The following is a 17,119-nucleotide window of genomic DNA, read 5'->3' on the forward strand; positions in this document are numbered from 1 at the left end:
GGAGGCGTCCGCTGGCGCCGCCTGTCAGGATTGGCGGGTGCGTTTCTTCCGTCCGCTGGTCAGCGGGGTCACCTATCGCCGGTGGGTGTACTTGATCCTCGGCGCCGCGCTCAGCGTGCCGTACCTGCTGCTCGCCATGGTCGCGATGCCCGCGCTGGTGCCGTTCGCCACGATGATGGGGTGGGCGAGCCTCGCCGGGTTCGTCGTGATGCTCGTGGTGCTGGCCGCGACCGCGTTCCTGCCCGCGGTGCGCGTGCTGGAGGCGGCGGCGGTGCGGGAACTGCTCGCCCAGCCCGCGCCGGGACGCGGACGGCTGCGGTGCGCGACGATGTTCGTGCTGCACGTCGTGACCGGTCTGTGCACCGGTCTCGCGACGCTCGCGGTGCCTGCCGGGTTCGGCTTCGCGATCAACGCGGTCTTCACCGGTCGGCTTGTCGACACGCCGGATTTCCACCTGACGGTTCCGCGCGGCTGGGCTTCGGCGTGGCTGCCCGCGGCGTTCGTGGCGGCTTTCGTCGTGCTGATCTACGTCGTGTGGGGTCTCGGCGGAGTGCTGCGCCGCGTGGCCGCCCGGTTGCTCGGCTGGTCCGCCGCCGAACGCATCGCGCAGCTCGAACGCCGCACCGACCAGCTCGCCGAACGCACCCGGCTCGCGCGCGAACTCCACGATTCCGTCGGGCATGCGCTTTCGGTGGTCACGCTGCAAGCCGGGGCCGCGCGGCGGACGTTGCACACTGACCCCGGTTTCACCGAGGAAGCGCTCACCGCGATCGAGGAATCCGCCCGCACCGCGCTCGACGACCTCGACCACGTGCTCGGCCTGCTCCGCGACGAAGCACGCGACCGGACGCCGCACGCGGGTCTCGCCAATCTGCCCGCGCTGATCACCGTGACACAGCAGTCCGGCACGGATTGCCATGCCGAAGTGGAAGGCGACCTCGCGAAAGTGCCGGCGGTGGTTTCCCGCGAGGTGTACCGGATCCTGCAGGAATGCCTCACCAACGCGGTGCGGTACGCGGGCAAGGTGCCGGTCACCGTCGCGCTGGCGGTCGCGGACGGGCAGCTGCGGGCGGCGGTGGCGAATCCGCTCGGCTCGGCCCGGCCGTCGCGCGCCCGCGGCGGACGCGGTCTGCGGGGCATGGCGGAGCGGGCGGAACTGGTGGGTGGCAAGCTGTCCGCGGGACCGGTCGGCGATAACTGGGAGGTCGTGGTGACGGTGCCGTGGGGGAACCGGTGAGCGTGCGGGTCCTGCTGGTGGACGACGAACGGCTGATCCGGGCCGGGCTGCGCGCGATCGTGGACAGCGAACCGGACCTGACTGTGGTCGGCGAGGCGTCCGACGGCGCGGAGGTGCCGGGTCTCGTCGGGCAGCTGCGGCCGGACGTCGTGCTGATGGACGTGCGGATGCCCGCGGTGGACGGGATCCGCGCGACGGAGCATCTTCTGTCCACTGTGGAGGATCCGCCGAAGGTGATCGTGGTGACCACCTTCGAAAACGACGACTACGTGTACGACGCGCTGCTCGCCGGGGCGAGCGGATTCCTGCTGAAACGCGCGCGCCCGGAGGAGATCGTCGCCGGGATCCGCACGGTGCTGGCGGGGGATTCGCTGTTGTTCCCGGCCGCGATCCGGGGCATGGCCGCTCGCCGCGCGCCGGGTGCCGCCGCCCCGCTGGACTTCCTGACCGAACGGGAACGCGACGTGCTGCGGCTGATGGCGGCGGGACTGTCCAATGGGGAGATCGCGGCGGAGCTGTTCCTGGGGCTGCAGACGGTGAAAACGCACGTCGGGAATGTGCTGTCGAAACTGGGCGCGCGGGACCGGACGCAGGCGGTGATCCGGGCCTACGAGTCGGGATTCGTCAGGCCGACCGGCTGATCGCGACGTCCCGGCCGATGCCGCGCAGGACTTCGACGCGGTCGCTGCCGGGGCGGCTGAGGACCCAGCTCGAACCCGGAACCGCTTTGGCGCGTTTCTTCAGCGGTGCGAGGAGCCGGGAAGCGTCCCGATAGGACGGAATGGCGCCGCTGCCGCACACGAGCGTCGCCAGGGAAACCGTGACCGGCATGCCTTCGGCGGACCAGTGCGTGTCCAGCAAAGCCGCGGCGACCGTGCCGATCTCGTCGACGTCGCACACGATCAGGAAGTCGTCGCCGCCCACGTGGCTCACGCGCATCCGCGGCAGCCGCCGGGCGAGGTCGGTGAGCGTTTCGCCCAGGGCGCGGATCAGGTCGTCGCCCGCGGCGAAACCAGCGTTGTCGTTGACCGATTTGAAGGCGTCGACGTCCAGCCACGCAGCCACGAACTGCTCGCCGCTCGCGATCCGGCGTTCCACGTCGCGCGCCGCCGCTTCACTGCCCGGCAGCCGGGTGAGCGGGCTGAGCGTGACCGCCTCCTCGACCTTCGCCTCGGCGACCCCGCGCACGACCTCGGTCACCAGCACCACGCCGAGACAGTGCCCGGACGCGTCGACCACTACGACGTCGTCGCCGGTGCGGCCCCAGTCGGCGTCGGTGACCAGTTCGAGGAATTCCAGCGCGCTCGCGCCCGCCTCGATCAGGTGCGGTTTGTCCGCCAGCCGGGCGGCGGGCCGCTTCGCGTGCAAGGCGTGTCCGTACGGACCGGTGATGGTGACGAGGAACCGGGTCCGGTCGACTGACCACTGTGGACGGTTGTCCGCGTCGACGCCGACCACGCCGCTCGGCGCGTCCGCGGCGGCGAGCACCTCGCGGACGTCGTCGCAGGTCGCGTCGACCGGCAGGGTCGTGGCCGGGCGCAGGAAGTCTCCGACGCGCGGGGCCTGCGGCGGCGCGGGCGTGCGCCGGTCCTCCGGGATGACCGCGCCGGATGCGGGCGCGGACCGGTGCGCGGCGGGCGGCGCGAGCAGGTTGCCCTGCGCGATCCGGACGCCGAGGCTCTGCGCCGCGTCCAGCTGCGACTCGGTTTCGATGCCGGTCGCGACCAGCCGGATGTTCGTGCGCGTCGTGAAGTGCAGCAGCGCCTCGACGACCGCCGTCGACGCCGGGTCGCCGGGCAGGCCGCGCAGCACGCTGCGGTCGAGTTTCACCAGGTCCACCGGCGACTGCGCGAGCAGCGCCAGCGGCAGGTCGCCGCGGCCGAGGCCGTCGAGCGCGAGCCGGAAGCCCTGTTCGGTGAGCGCGCGCATGCCGTCGAGCAGACGGCCGGTGGGCAGGTGCGTGAACGGCGGTCCGACCTCCAGCACCACGTCGCGGGTGCGCCGTCCGGCCGCGCCGAGTTCGGCGATCAGCTCGTCGAACGCCTCCAGCGGCGACGCGAGCGTGCGGGCGGAGACGTTGAGGTGCAGCGGGAGCGCGCTGGGCCGCTCGGCCTCCTGGCGCACCGCGGCGGCGGCCAGCCCCAGGTCGACCTCGGTGAGCTTGCCCGCGCGGCGGGCCTCGGCGAGCAGTTCGTGCGCCGTGCCCCGGCCCGGCCGGGCCAGCGCTTCGTACGCGACGACCCCGCCGGTGTGCAAGCTGTACATCGGCTGGAAGGCGAATCGGACCGCACGCAGCGTCGTCACGGACGCGATACTCGCACCGCCGAAGGGGGCCGCGAAACCGTTGTCAGCTGATGTTCACCGGCGCGGCACTTCGGCCACCGGATCGGAGTAACAAAATGCTTTTCCCGTTCGCTCGATCGGGCAAGGCAAAAATCCCGGCACGGACTCAGCCGAGCAGCCGCCGGCGCAGCCGGGCGGGGGCGGCGCGGAACAGGTTTGCCATGGTCGAGGCGGTGCCGGGCAGGTCGGCGCGGCCCGAGGTGAACGCGCGCTGTGCCGGGATCGGGAGCTCGAAGAACAGGTCGAAAAATTGCGCTGACTGAGCGGGTGACATTCCGCACAATGCACGGAGTCCGTGGCGGCGCAAGGCATGCACAGCACGGGCTTCCGGCGGCCACAATGCCTTCCGGGCAGCGCCGGCCGCGGCCGCCGGACCTGCGTCGAACGCGTCCGCCAGAGCTTCCGCGACGCGGGGAGCGAGCTGCAGTGCGGTCGCGAGGCTGAAACCGGTCGCCGGGTGCACGAGCGCGCCCGCGACCCCGAACGGCACCGCCTGGCCGCGCTTCGGCAGCGGGACGTCGAGCACGATCCGCACCTGTTCGACCCGGCCCGCCGGACGGATTCCCGCTGCTTTGAGCCGCGCGTGCAGCCGCTGGGCCAGTTCGGACACCGGGAGCCCGGGTTTGCGGGCCAGCGAGGTCTCCTCGACCAGCACGGAGCCGTCGCCGAGGGGCAGGAGGTAGCGGAAGCTGTCGGTGCCGTCGCGCCAGTCCATGAAGACAGCAGTGTCAGGCGGGGCTAGTCGCTCGGCCTGGTCCGCGGGCAGCACGAGCCCGTACGCGGTCTGCTCGGCGCGCGGAGCCCGGAGCTTGGGCGCACCGGACGCGTCGACGAACACGGCGGCTGCGAGCCGTCGACCGTCGGCGAGCAGGACCGTCGAACCGTGCGGACCGTGTTCCGCGCCGGTCACCTTGCCCGTGATGACCTCAACCTTCGGTTCGGTGAGCCACTCACGCAGCCCGGTGTTGTCGAGCACCCGGTAAGCCCGGTCGACGCGGTGCTCGCGGGTCCCGAACGCCAGCGTCGTCGCCGGAGCCGCGGCGATCGCTTTGCCCGGCAGCTCCGGCACTTCGTCTGCCCACAGTCCGTAAGTGTTCGGCCACTTTCGGTACGGATCCGGGTCGAGCACGGCCGTTTCCAGTCCCCGCCGGGCGCACGCGGCCGCCAGCGCCCGTCCGGCGGGGCCGCCGCCCGCCACCAGCACGTCGGTCATCCCGCAATCCTGCCGGACGGCCGGATACGGTGGGACGCATGGACGAGACCGATCCGAGGGCAGCGCGGCGGGACCCGCAGGACGGGACCGGCGGGTTCACCGATCTGGCGACCAGCCCGTTCCGCGTCGACCGCGACCGGATCACCGCGTCGCCGTTCTTCGCGCGGCTCGGCGGGGTCACCCAGGTGGTCAGCGCCGGCGGCGCCGGGCTGCTGCACAACCGGCTGACGCACAGCCTGAAGGTCGCGCAGGTCGCGCGCGGGATCGCGGAGCGGATCACCGGATCGAGCGAGTCGGCCGAACTCGCGGCGAAACTCGGCGGCTGCGACCCGGACGCGTGCGAGGCCGCCGCGCTGGCGCACGACCTCGGGCACCCGCCGTTCGGGCACCTCGGCGAGCAGATCCTGGACCGGATCGCCCGGCACCGGTTCGGCCTGGCCGACGGTTTCGAGGGCAACGCGCAGTCGTTCCGCATCGTCACGACGACCGACGTGCGCGGCCCGTCCGCCATCGGGCTGGACCTGACGACCGCGGTCCGCGCCGCGGTCCTGAAGTACCCGTGGGCGCGGCTGCATTACCCGCAGCCGCATCCGACCGCGATGCCGCTGCCGCCCCGCGGCGCGGCCGAGCCGGATGACGCTCCCGGCACCGGCGCGAGCAAGTTTTCCGCCTATGTCACGGAATTGGACGACTTCGAGCAGTCGCGGGCCCCGTTCGCCGGGCGGATCGAGCCGTGGCAGCAGACGGTCGAAGCGTCCGTTATGGACACTGCCGACGACATCGCGTACGCGATCCACGATCTGCAGGATTTCCACCGCATCGGCGTCCTGCAGCACGCCCCCGTCGCCGCCGAACTGGGGGAGTGGCTGGCGCACGCGGTCGAGCTGGCCTCTTTGGACGATGCCCGGCTGACCGCGGAGATTCGCCGCCCAGGCCGTTCCCTGGAGCGGATGCGCCGCCGCATGCACCTGAAGGACAGCTGGATCGTGGATGACGACGCCTTCGCCGCGGCCGTCGCCCGAGTCCAGCGAGAACTGGTCGACGGCCTTCTCGCGGACGGCTTCGACGGCTCGACCGAAGCCGAACAAGCGACGGCCGCGTTCTCGGCGAGCTGGATGGCACGGCTGGTCGACGGGGTCTTCGTCCTGTCGTCGCCCCCGACCCGGTCCGGGCATGTGTCGCTGCGTCCCGCGCAGTGGCACGAGGTGCAGGTCCTGAAGTTCGTCCACCGGCGGTTTGTGTTGCTGCGCCCCGATCTCGCCCTGCACCAGCGCGGCCAGGCCAGTCTGGTCACGACGCTGGTCGACGCGCTGGACGCGTGGCTCCTGGACCGCGACGAGGCGTCCCGCTTGCCGCGCCGGCTGCACGACCTGATGGAACTGGCGCACGGCGAGTACTCGGACCTCGCCCGGGTCGCGCCGGAACTGCTGGTGGGCGCGACGGGCGAACGAATCGAGGGCGCGGACGCGGTGCGCGGACTGGCCCGGGGACGCGCGGTCGTGGACTTCGTGGCTTCGCTGACCGACAAGCAAGCGGTGACCCTGCTGGACGCTCTGTCGGGCCGGTCGAGCCAGCCTTGGTCGGATTCCTTTGTGCTGTAAATAGGTTGCGTTCGCCGGGGCCGGTCAGCACGGTAGGCAGATGCCGTTGACGATCCGGGACGCCGGCGCCGACGATTGGCCGGGGATCTGGCCGATCATCCGGGACGTGGTGACCGAGCAGCAGACGTTCCCCTACGACCCGGCGATGAGCGAATCCGAAGCCCGTCAGCAGTGGCTGGTCGCAGCCCCGGCGCGGGTCGTGGTCGCGGCCGACGGGGACCGGGTGCTGGGCACGGCGAACATGTACGCCAACCGGCCGGGCCCGGGCAGCCACGTCGCTTCGGGAAGCTTGATGGTGTCCAGGGACGCCCGAGGCCACGGCGTCGGGCGGGCGTTGGTGGTGGACTTGATCGCTTGGGCCCGGCGGACGGGGTTCGCGGCGATTCAGTTCAACGCGGTGGTGGAGACCAATGTTCATGCGGTTCGGTTGTATGAGAGTTTGGGGTTCGTGACATTGGGGATCGCACCGGGGGCGTTTCAGCATCCGGTGGAGGGGCGGGTGGGGTTGCGGATCATGTGGCTGGAGTTGTGAGCGTTGTATCGGCTTCTGTCCGAAGCGGACCGTCCGGGGTTTGCGCTGGCCTTCGAATCGATGTCCGGCTTCCTCAGCGAGGGCCGGGCTGCTGGGCTGGTAACTATCGAAAACGTGGTCGGCGCGGCTGAGGCGATCCCGGTGACTGTCGAGGACGCGGAGATCGAGGTGGTCGACGGCGCTGGCAAGGCCATCGGCCACTACTGGTTCGGCCGCCTGGAATTGCGGCCGAAGAACCTTGTCCGGACACCGGATGGATCGGTGCACCTCGAAGTTCCGTTTCCTGACGGTTGGCCTTATCCGCACGCGCAGGCGATCTGGTCGCGATGGCGCCGCGGCTCGATCCTGCCCGGCGAGTGGACGCGGTATCCCGCGGCCCAGCACGGCGACTGGCTGCACGTCGTGCAAAACGCGTGGTTCTTCTCCGGGAAGCGCGCGATGCGCTACAACACGGGCGACATCGTCATCGACGGGCAGGGCTTGTCCTCCGAGGACTCGTTCTATTGCGCCCTCGGCGAGGCGGCGAACGGGCCGGGCGGTTACTTCGGCAGCAACTTGGACGCACTCGACGACTGTCTCCGCAGCGAACCCGCTTCAAGTCCGCGCTATCCGGTGGTCTGGCACGCCGCGGCGGAATCCCGCCGAACCTTGGGCGATGCGTTCGTGGAGGCGGTCGCGGAAGTGTTCGCCGACCACGGCATCGAACTGCACGAGCGGTGAATCCGCTGTCCAGTAAAGCCTCGCCAGGACAACCGAGGCGGCAGCAGCTCCGCCGAACGGCCTACGACGTCCGGCGGGCAACGGATATTGCCTCACCAACGTCACTCCAACGGCCGTTTTTCCCGGACAGAAGTGGTACTTAGCTGGATCCAGCCGGTGATCACCGGCGTTGGCCAGCGTGAGTCGGGGCACGCGGTGTGAGATCGGAGGGCGCACGTGCGTCGTACCCGTTCACCTGGAGCCTCGACAAGAAGACGGACGGGCGTGGTCGCCGCGGCGGTGCTTGCCGCCGGGCTGGTGACACCGCCCTTGGCCGATGCGCAGGAGTCTACTGTGGACTCCACTGCGAAAAGTCAGATCGCCGCATTGCAAGCGGTGAAAGCAGGACAGACCGCGACTGAGTCCAAAATAGACAGTAAACTGCTCGTCCAGGAGAAGATGCGCACGCGGAGCCTGAGCGCGGCCGCGTTGCCCGGAATCGGCAAGACCGCGGACAAAGCACTGGTCGACATCCGGGTCACGAAGGTCAGCGACGGGCTCGTCAACGACCTGCGCAAAGCCGGGGCCGAGGTGCGTGCGGTGTCGAGCACGGCGGCGAGCATCCGGGCCGACGTGCCGTTGGCCGCATTGCCGGAGATCGCGAAGCGCGGCGACGTGAAGCACGTCGAAACCGCGGATCAGGCGATGACAGCGCGGCAGCGGGAAAACAAGAACGGCACGGAAACCAAGCAGCAGAAGGCCGATCGGATCGACCGGCAGCTCAAGGAAGCGATCGGGACCAAAACGCAGGTGGTCAGCGCGGGCGACCGGGCGCACAACGCGGACACGGCGCGTCAGCAGTTCGGCGTGACCGGCACCGGCGTGAAGGCGTGCGCGCTGTCCGACGGCGTCGATTCCCTGGAGGTTTCCCGCACCAAGGGCGAGCTTCCGGCGGTCGATGTCCTGACCGGACAAGCAGGCAGCGGCGACGAGGGCACCGCGATGCTGGAGATCATCCACGACCTCGCGCCGAACGCCAAGCTCGGGTTTGCGACGGCATTCACCTCCGACGCGAGTTTCGCCGACAACATCCGCAAGCTCCGTTTCGAAGCGCATTGCGACGTCATCGTCGACGACGTCATTTACTTCAAGGAATCCCCGTTCCAGGACTGGATCATCGCGCAAGCGGTGAACGACGTGACGGCCGACGGCGCGCTTTATTTCTCCTCCGCCGGCAATGAAGGCAATGTCGCCGACGGCACCGCGGCGCACTGGGAAGGCGACTTCGTCGATTCGGGAGTCTCGATCGGCAAGTTCGCCGGCACCGCGCACAACTTCGCGGGCGCAGCCGGAAAGCAGGTGTACGAACCGATCTCGGACGCGTCGTCGGCGAGCATCCCGGTGACGCTGCACTGGTCCGACCCGATCGGCGCGGCCTCGGACGACTACGACCTCTACCTCCTCGACGCGCGCGGCAACGTCGTGAGCTTCAGCCAGGACGTCCAGAACGGCACCCAGGACCCGTACGAGCAGCTGGCGACCCCGCTGTTCGGCGGCACCGGGCTGCGGCTCGCCGTGGTGAAGTTTTCCGGGGCGAGCCGGTATCTCTCGCTGACCGCGTTCGGCAGCCGGTTCCGCGATTCCGCGGACGGGCTCAAGGCGTACTCCACGCCGGGTGCGGTCGTGGGCCACGCCGCGGCGCGCAAGGCGTTCGCGGTCGCCGCGGCACCGGCCGAGGCGGCGTTCGGGCGGCCGCTCGAACCGGGCGACCCGGCGAACCCGACCGGACCGTATCCGGCGGCGTATTCCGCTGCCAGCAAGGCGGAACGGTTCAGCTCGGACGGTCCGCGGCGCATGTTCTACGAAGCCAACGGAACGCCGATCACGCCGGGCGACGTGTCGTCGACCGGGGGAGAGGTCCGGCAGAAGCCGGAAATCACCGCGGCGGACGGCGTGCACACCTCGGTGAGCGGGTTCGACCCGTTCTTCGGCACCTCGGCGGCCGCACCGCACGCGGCCGCGATCGCGAGCCTGGTGCTGTCCGGCAACCCCGGACTGTCCTCTTCGGACATTCGCGAGGCGTTCCTCAAGACCGCGGTGGACATCGAAGCGCCCGGCACAGACAACCTCACCGGCGCCGGAGTGTTGCTGGCGGACAAGGTGCTCGCGTACACCGGAGCCAGCCCGCAGCCGTACGCGGAAGCGGGGCAGCCGACGGTCCGCGGACCCAGCGGCGGCAGCACGCTCAACCCCGGTGACACCGCGACTGTCACGCTTCCGGTGAAGAACACCGGCGACGGCACCGCGGTCTCCACGAGCGTCGTGCTCACTTCGCCGACCCAGGGCGTCACGATCGAGCCGAGGGCGAAGTCGTACGGCACGATCAGCCCGGGACAGACCGGAATCAACGACTTCACCGTCACGGTTCCGGCAAGCCAGCAGCTGGGCTCGCCGGTGGTGCTCAGCGCTAAGGTGACTTTCGCGGGCTCGTACTCGCCGCGCACCAGCACGTTCTCGCTGCCGGTCGGCACGCCGTCGCCGGTTTCGCAGGCGTTCGCCTACGCCGGTCCGGCGGTCGCGATCCCGGACAACTCGCCGCTCGGCGCGTCGGTCCCGCTCGTGGTGAGCGGCGTCGGTCCCGCGTCGAAGGTGTCGCTCTCGATCGACGGCGCCACCTGCACCACGGCGGAGAAAGCGACCACGGTCGGCATCGACCACACCTACGTCAACGACCTGGTCGGCACGCTGACCTCGCCCTCCGGCGCGACGGCGACGCTGTTCCAGAAGGGCGGCGGCAGCGGGAACAACCTCTGCCAGGTGGTCTTCGACGATTCCGCGACCAAGCTGTTCAGCTCGACCGGGTCCGGGGACGCGCCGTACACCGGCACCTACCGGCCGGTCGCGGCGCAGAGCCAGCTCGGCGCTTCGGCGGACGGCACGTGGACGCTCAAGGTCGTCGACACCACCGGCGGCGACACCGGTTCGATCCGCAGCGTTTCGCTGCACGTCAACGGGTACGTCTCGGCCGGGCATCCGGCGGACGTGCACAAGACGGTGACCACGGGGCCGGTGCGGCCTCAGCTGGCCTGAGCGATGCGGGGCCGTCGCACCGCGCGGCGGCCCCGTACCGTTTCCGGCATGGCACGGCAGGTCGCAGGCGGCGGACGGGCGGTGGAAGTCCCGCCCGAACGGCTCGACGGCTGGTTCGCGCGCTTCGCCGAACGAAACCACGGCGTGCGTACGACCGTTCTCGCCGCGACGCACGTGCAAGTCACCGCTGAGAACGGCACCACAGCCACCGCGACTGTCCCGTTTGGACCGTTGCGCGAGCAGGGCGAATACCCCGGGCTGGTGGTCGAACCCTTGCTCCGCCACGTGCAGACACTGCGGCTGATCGCGCTGCTGTTGGTCCGGAAAGGCGGACACTCGCTCGGACTCGCCTACGACGGCCGCGTAGTCCTCTCCCGAACCGATCGCCACCACGTGCAAGGCCGAACCGCTGCGGGCGGCTGGTCGCAGCAACGCTTCGCCCGCCGCCGCGATGGCCAGACGCGGGCCGCGCTCCGCTCAGCCGCCCAGGACGCGTACGAAGTTCTGCTGCCTCGACTGTCCGAAGTGGACGCTGTGGTGCTTGGCGGAGACCGTCGCGCGCTCGACCAACTGCGCTCCGACCGACGCCTCGCCGAGTTGTTCGACCGGGCGGAGCCGCGGGTGCTGGAGATTCCCGAGCCCGGCTATGAGGTGCTGGCCGAAGCAGCACAGCGAGCGCGTGCCGTCCACCTCGTGGTGAGGGATCGAACACCGGGACCCGAGTGAATCCGGACACGGCCGCGAAAACCGTTCGACGCCGACCCGTACACTGGGTTCGTGGTCAACAGGGCATTGGTGCGGATCCAGAGAGAGTAGCCGCCCGCCCCGCATCGCACGCGGTGCCGGGGCGCTCCAGCACGTCCACCTGACCGCCCCCGTATCCGGGAGTTCTCTTGATCACGGCCACTGGCCTTGAGCTGCGCGCCGGTTCGCGCATCCTGCTCAACGGCGCCACCCTCCGCATCCAGTCCGGCGACCGCATCGGCCTCGTCGGCCGCAACGGCGCGGGCAAGACCACCTCGCTGAAGGTCCTCGCGGGCGAGGGCGAACCGCACGCCGGCGACGTCCGGCGCAGCGGCGAACTCGGCTATCTGCCGCAGGACCCTCGCGAGGGCGACCTGTCGGTCACCGCGAAGGACCGCGTGCTGTCCGCGCGCGGGCTCGACACCCTGCTGCGCGACATGGAAAAAGCGCAGACCTCGATGTCCGAGCTGGTCGACGACAAGCAGCGGGACAAGGCGATCAACCGCTACGCGCGGCTCGAAGAGCGGTTCTCCTCGCTCGGCGGGTACGCCGCGGAGAGCGAAGCGGCGCGGATCTGCTCGAACCTCGGCCTCGCCGACCGCATCCTGTCCCAGACGCTCAGCACGCTGTCGGGCGGGCAGCGCCGCCGCGTCGAGCTGGCGCGGATCCTGTTCGCCGCCGCTGAGGCGGGCGCGGGCGGCAAGTCCGAGACGATCCTGCTGCTGGACGAGCCGACCAACCACCTCGACGCCGACTCGATCAACTGGCTGCGCGGCTTCCTCAAGCAGCACGACGGCGGGCTCGTGGTGATCAGCCACGACGTCGAACTGCTCGGCGACGTCGTGAACAAGGTCTGGTTCCTCGACGCGACGCGCGGCGAGATCGACATCTACAACATGAGCTGGCAGCGCTACCTCGACGCGCGCGCCACCGACGAGAAGCGCCGCCGCCGCGAGCGCGCGAACGCCGAGAAGAAGGCGTCCGCGCTGCAGGCGCAGGCCGCGAAGCTCGGCGCGAAGGCGACCAAGGCCGTCGCGGCCAAGAACATGGCCCGGCGCGCGGAGCAGATGCTGTCCTCGCTCGACGAGACGCGCCAGGCGGACAAGGTCGCCCGGATCAAGTTCCCGGACCCGGCCTCGTGCGGGCGCACGCCGTTGACCGCCGACGGATTGTCCAAGTCGTACGGTTCGCTCGAGATCTTCACCGGCGTGGATCTGGCGATCGACCGCGGCTCGAAGGTCGTCGTGCTCGGATTGAACGGCGCCGGAAAGACGACATTGCTCCGGTTGCTCGGCGGAATGGAAACCCCGGACACCGGATCCGTCGAACCGGGTCACGGATTGCGTTTGGGCTATTACGCACAGGAACACGAAACGCTCGACCACGACGCGTCGGTGTGGGAAAACATCCGCCATCTCGCACCGGACACCGGCGCGCAGGAGCTGCGGAACCTGCTCGGCTCGTTCCTGTTCACCGGCGAACAGCTCGACCAGCCCGCCGGAACCCTGTCCGGCGGCGAGAAGACCCGGCTCGCGCTCGCTGGACTCGTGTCCAGTCAAGCCAATGTGCTGCTGCTCGACGAACCGACGAACAACCTGGACCCGGCCAGCCGCGCCCAGGTTCTCGACGCGCTGCGCAGCTTCGCCGGCGCGGTCGTGCTGGTGACGCACGACCCGGGCGCGGTCGAGGCGCTCGAACCCGAGCGCGTGATCCTGCTTCCGGACGGAACCGAGGACCACTGGTCCGCGGATTATCTGGAACTTGTCCAGCTTGCCTGACCGAGTGCGTCCGTTCGGGTGCTGACCGTGTCGGGCAAAGCACTGGAATGGCCCAATGTGATCGCGGTTTCGATCGTTTTACGGCTGTCGTCTGGCAATCCGGCGCGTAGTGTTCGATCATTGCCCCGGCAGGGGCCGTGAATGGCCCGGAACAACCACTCGGCGGGAAGGCGATCGACGTGGCTGATCTCAAGAAAGGCGCGCGGATCACCGGCAACACGCGCGACAAGCTGGCCGCTGACCTGAAGAAGAAATACGAGAAGGGCTCGAGCATCCGGGCTCTGGCCGAATCCACCGGACGGTCCTACGGGTTCGTCCACCGGGTGCTGTCGGAGTCCGGGGTCCAGTTGCGGGGGCGCGGCGGGGCCACGCGAGTCAAGAAGAAGTAGCGTCAGCGCGGCCGCTGCGCGGGGGGCGCACGGTCGGAGAGGCCGTCCGGAAGGTCAGCGCGGCGCCGAGGAGTACCAGCGGGTACACGAGGTAGCCGTACCGGGTGGCCGGAGTAAGCAGGATCAACGCGCCGAGTCCGACGGCGGTTCGCGTCAGTGCAGCGGATCCCGTCGCGGGGGGCCGGCGCGCCAGCCAGATCAGCATCGCCACCGCCGCGACACCCACCAGCACCAGGGAAATCACGGTGCCGGCCGGTCCGGCCTGCGCGATCAGATGCCCGGGCAGCGGGCTCGCCGCGGGGGAGCGGACCGCGCCCATGCCGAGCGGGAAGCGGATCACGTGCTCGGTGAACGCCGCCGGGTTCGCCAGATACACCGGCAGATGCAGCGCGATCGTCGCCGCGGCCAGCGCGCCCGCGAAGCGACCTGTTGCCGCCCAAGGATTTTCGCCGCGAGCCCGCTGCCAAACGAAGACCGCGAGCACCGCGGCGGCGGGCGCGACGATGAGTTTCGCGCTGATCACCAGCGCCAGCACGAGCCCGGTCCATCCTGGACGGCCGGACGCGGCCAGTGCGAAGGTCAGCACGAGCAGGCCCACGATCGCGAGGTCCGGTCCGGCGACCGCCCAGGTCAGCGCGGTCAGCGGACAGGCGATCGCGAGCTGTGCGGCGAAAACCGGGATCCGGGGCCGGTTCAGCAGCCGCCAGGACGCGTACGCGCAGAGCACCGCGGCCAGCGCGAACATCCACCGCGCGTCGGTCAGTGCATTGAGGACCGGACTGCCGCCGAACAACGCGCGCGGCAGCCCGAAAACGGTCATCACCGGCCCGTACGGCGTGTAGTCGTTCACTTCCGGTGCGCGGTGGAGCGCGGTGATGTCGATGTACGGGGTTCCGTGCCGCAGCAACAGATCCGCGCTGCGCTCGATCACCCAGACCTCGGGCTGCGCGGCCCAGGAGAACGGGGTGATCAGCCAGTCCGTTCCGGTCAGCCGCCGGATCACGAGCGTCACCAGCGGTGCGCACATCGCGAGCACGACAACCGCGCCGATACCGATCCAGCGCGACCCGAATTTGCCGTTAGTTTGCATTCCGCGGCGCGCGGAAATCGTCAGCCAGGCGCTGTGCGCGGCGGCCAATCCGTATCCGGCGACGGCGAAATTGCCCCAGATCCGATAGCCGTAGAACTCCGAAGCGAGCGCGGTGCCGAGCGCGAAGGCGAAGCAGCCGAGATAGAAGACGAGATCCCAGGCGGCGACGCGCACGGGATGGGTTTCCCCGGCACGCGCAGGGGCCATCAGCAGTTGCACCCGCGTTTCCTCCCCCGCTCGCCGACCCCGAAGCGCCAGGCTACCGAGCCGGGCCGCCCCGTCGGCTACCGCCCGTGCCCCGCTGCGGCCCAAGGTCCGTGAAGGGCTCCTTGCGGGAATCTGATTCCCGCGAGGAGCCCTTCACGGACCGTCGGGAAGAATGCCGGGCGTCCCGGTGTTGTGCAGGGCATCTCCGGAAAAAAGTTCAACTAATCTAGAGGTTTTCACGAGCTGGGGGACACTCCGATGGACAACACCTGGGCGCTGCTGAGCTCCGCGATGCGGGCGGGCGACGCGCCGAAAGCGCTGACCCGAGGCACGGTCCGCCGGGTCGCGCGATTCGCCCGGCCGCACTGGAAGCGGCTGCTGGCCTTCCTGGTGCTCACCGTGATCTCGGCGGTGCTCGCCGTGACGACGCCGGTGCTCGCGGGCAAGGTCGTCGACGCGATCGTGGGCGGGCACGAGCTGAACGTGGTCGTCTGGCTGTCGGTGGTGATCGCGGCGCTCGCGATCCTCGACGCCGGGTTCGGTCTCGCGGAACGCTGGCAGTCGTCGCGGATCGGCGAGGGCATCATCTACGACCTGCGCGTGGCGGTGTTCGAGCACGTGCAGAAGCTGCCGATCGCGTTCTTCACCCGCACCCGCACCGGTGCGCTGGTCAGCAGGCTCAACAACGACGTGATCGGCGCGCAACGCACGTTCACGGCGACTTTGTCCGGTTTGGTCACCAATGTGATCCAGCTGGTGCTGTCGCTGGTGGTGATGGTGTCGCTCTCGTGGCAGGTCACGCTCGTCGCACTGGTGCTGTTGCCGATTTTCGTGCTGCCCGCCCGCAGGCTGGGCCGCCGCATGGCCGGGCTGCAGCGCGAGGCCGCGCAGCTCAACGCCGGGATGACCACGCAGATGACCGAACGGTTCTCCGCACCGGGCGCCACGCTGGTGAAGCTCTTCGGGCGGCCGCGCCAGGAGGTCGCCGACTTCGGCCTCCGTGCTGGACGGGTCCGCGACATCGGCGTTCGCACCGCGATGCTGACGCGCTGGTTCATGACCAGCCTGACGCTCGTGTCCGCGCTCGCGCAGGCGCTCGTCTACGGACTCGGCGGCTACCTGGCGCTCACCGGCAAGCTCGAACCGGGCACCGTGGTCGCGCTGGCGCTGCTGCTGACCCGGCTGTACACGCCGCTGACCGCGCTCGCGAACGTGCGCGTGGACGTGATGACCGCGCTGGTGTCGTTCGAGCGGGTCTTCGAGGTGCTGGACCTGGAGCCGATGATCAAGGAGCCGGCGGAGCCGAAGAAGCTGCCCGAGGGCGGCGTTTCGGTCGAGTTCTCCGACGTGAAATTCGGATACCCGGCGGCGGACAAGTTCTCGCTCGCCTCGCTGGAGGACGTGGCCACTTTGGACAGCCGGGGCGGCGAAGAGGTGCTGCACGGCATCAGCTTCCGCGCCGAAGCCGGGCAGATGGTGGCGCTGGTCGGTTCGTCCGGCGCGGGCAAGTCGACGATCGCCTCGCTGCTGCCGCGGCTGTACGACGTGGACGCCGGTTCGGTCCGGCTGTCCGATGTGGACGTCAAGGACCTGAGTTTCGCTTCGCTGCGCGAAACCGTCGGCGTGGTGACCCAGGACGGGCACCTGTTCCACGACACGATCCGGGCCAACCTGAGCTACGCGCGCCCGGGCGTGGCCGACGACGAGATCTGGGCCGCGCTCGAAAAGGCGCGGCTGGGCGATCTGGTGCATTCGCTGCCGGACGGGCTGGACACGACCGTCGGCGAACGCGGCTACCGCCTCTCCGGCGGCGAACGGCAGCGGCTGACCATCGCGCGCTTGCTGCTGGCGCAGCCGAAGGTCGTGGTGCTGGACGAGGCGACCGCGCATCTGGACTCGGAATCCGAGGCCGCGGTGGGCGAAGCGCTCACCGGCGCGCTGGAAGGCCGGACGTCGCTGGTGATCGCGCACCGGCTGTCGACTGTGCGGGCGGCGGATCTGATCCTGGTGGTGGAAAACGGGAACATCGTGGAACGCGGCACGCACGACGAACTGCTGGCGGCCGAGGGGCGGTACGCGGAGCTGTACCACACGCAGTTCGCGGAGGAGCCCGCTGCCGCGCATTAAACGGCCGTGAGGGCCACCCTGAGGGAATCAGATTCCCTGTTCAGTCCCAGCTGATATGACACAGTTTGT

Annotated in this window: 13 protein-coding genes and 1 pseudogene; 11 read left to right on the forward strand and 3 right to left on the reverse strand. The window is 69.9% G+C overall.

From position 1 onward, the window contains the following. Positions 1–37 precede the first annotated feature (37 nt). A complete protein-coding gene (locus tag EIZ45_RS42770; RefSeq protein WP_043833249.1) occupies positions 38–1,237 on the forward strand; it encodes a sensor histidine kinase in 1,200 nt (399 codons plus the stop codon). Continuing rightward, a complete protein-coding gene (locus EIZ45_RS42775; RefSeq protein WP_043833251.1) occupies positions 1,234–1,878 on the forward strand; it encodes a response regulator in 645 nt (214 codons plus the stop codon). The genes EIZ45_RS42770 and EIZ45_RS42775 overlap by 4 nt, the downstream gene beginning before the upstream one ends. On the opposite strand, the gene EIZ45_RS42780 is transcribed toward EIZ45_RS42775, so the two are convergent. Both EIZ45_RS42780 and EIZ45_RS42785 read right to left on the reverse strand, forming a co-directional pair. Next, complete coding sequence (locus tag EIZ45_RS42780; protein ID WP_043833253.1) at positions 1,862–3,541, reverse strand: GGDEF domain-containing protein; 1,680 nt, start codon at positions 3,539–3,541, stop codon at positions 1,862–1,864. The genes EIZ45_RS42775 and EIZ45_RS42780 overlap by 17 nt on opposite strands. Before the next feature lie 145 nt (positions 3,542–3,686). Then, on the reverse strand, positions 3,687–4,793 hold the full coding sequence (locus EIZ45_RS42785) for a lycopene cyclase family protein (protein WP_134669644.1): 1,107 nt from the start codon (positions 4,791–4,793) through the stop codon (positions 3,687–3,689). A 38-nt stretch (positions 4,794–4,831) separates the two neighbouring features. Here EIZ45_RS42785 and EIZ45_RS42790 point away from each other — a divergent pair, with 38 nt between their 5' ends. The 8 genes and pseudogenes from EIZ45_RS42790 to EIZ45_RS42820 all read left to right on the forward strand — a co-directional run bounded on the left by EIZ45_RS42790 (position 4,832) and on the right by EIZ45_RS42820 (position 13,626). Then, positions 4,832–6,394: a deoxyguanosinetriphosphate triphosphohydrolase family protein gene (locus EIZ45_RS42790; RefSeq protein ID WP_134669642.1), complete on the forward strand. Its 1,563-nt coding sequence runs from the start codon at positions 4,832–4,834 to the stop codon at positions 6,392–6,394. A gap of 40 nt (positions 6,395–6,434) precedes the next feature. Next, positions 6,435–6,926: a GNAT family N-acetyltransferase gene (locus EIZ45_RS42795; RefSeq protein ID WP_134669640.1), complete on the forward strand. Its 492-nt coding sequence runs from the start codon at positions 6,435–6,437 to the stop codon at positions 6,924–6,926. 60 nt (positions 6,927–6,986) lie between these two features. Then, entirely contained in the window at positions 6,987–7,646 is a 660-nt protein-coding gene (locus EIZ45_RS42800) for a barstar family protein (protein WP_134669638.1), read from the forward strand. 438 nt (positions 7,647–8,084) lie between these two features. Continuing rightward, positions 8,085–10,715: a S8 family serine peptidase gene (locus tag EIZ45_RS42805; protein ID WP_370318244.1), complete on the forward strand. Its 2,631-nt coding sequence runs from the start codon at positions 8,085–8,087 to the stop codon at positions 10,713–10,715. Positions 10,716–10,763: 48 nt separating this feature from the next. After that, on the forward strand, positions 10,764–11,441 hold the full coding sequence (locus EIZ45_RS42810; protein ID WP_167756711.1) for an acVLRF1 family peptidyl-tRNA hydrolase: 678 nt from the start codon (positions 10,764–10,766) through the stop codon (positions 11,439–11,441). 158 nt (positions 11,442–11,599) lie between these two features. After that, a pseudogene (locus EIZ45_RS47775) lies at positions 11,600–12,187 on the forward strand (ATP-binding cassette domain-containing protein); the annotation flags it as partial. Between the two features lie 114 nt (positions 12,188–12,301). Beyond that, positions 12,302–13,237: an ABC-F family ATP-binding cassette domain-containing protein gene (locus EIZ45_RS47780; RefSeq protein WP_370318245.1), complete on the forward strand. Its 936-nt coding sequence runs from the start codon at positions 12,302–12,304 to the stop codon at positions 13,235–13,237. Between the two features lie 179 nt (positions 13,238–13,416). Then, positions 13,417–13,626 (forward strand): helix-turn-helix domain-containing protein, encoded by a 210-nt coding sequence (locus EIZ45_RS42820; protein WP_003071237.1) that lies wholly within the window; start codon positions 13,417–13,419, stop codon positions 13,624–13,626. Here EIZ45_RS42820 and EIZ45_RS42825 read toward each other — a convergent pair. Further along, complete coding sequence (locus EIZ45_RS42825) at positions 13,613–14,923, reverse strand: glycosyltransferase 87 family protein (RefSeq protein ID WP_134669632.1); 1,311 nt, start codon at positions 14,921–14,923, stop codon at positions 13,613–13,615. The genes EIZ45_RS42820 and EIZ45_RS42825 overlap by 14 nt on opposite strands. Before the next feature lie 258 nt (positions 14,924–15,181). Between EIZ45_RS42825 and EIZ45_RS42830 the strand changes: the two genes are divergently transcribed. Next, the gene (locus EIZ45_RS42830) at positions 15,182–17,050 is read left to right on the forward strand and encodes an ABC transporter ATP-binding protein (RefSeq protein ID WP_134669630.1); all 1,869 of its coding nucleotides are present in this window, start codon (positions 15,182–15,184) and stop codon (positions 17,048–17,050) included. Positions 17,051–17,119 lie beyond the last annotated feature (69 nt).

This window comes from Amycolatopsis sp. CFH S0740, from assembly GCF_004522315.1.
In the GTDB taxonomy this organism is placed as follows: domain Bacteria; phylum Actinomycetota; class Actinomycetes; order Mycobacteriales; family Pseudonocardiaceae; genus Amycolatopsis; species Amycolatopsis nivea.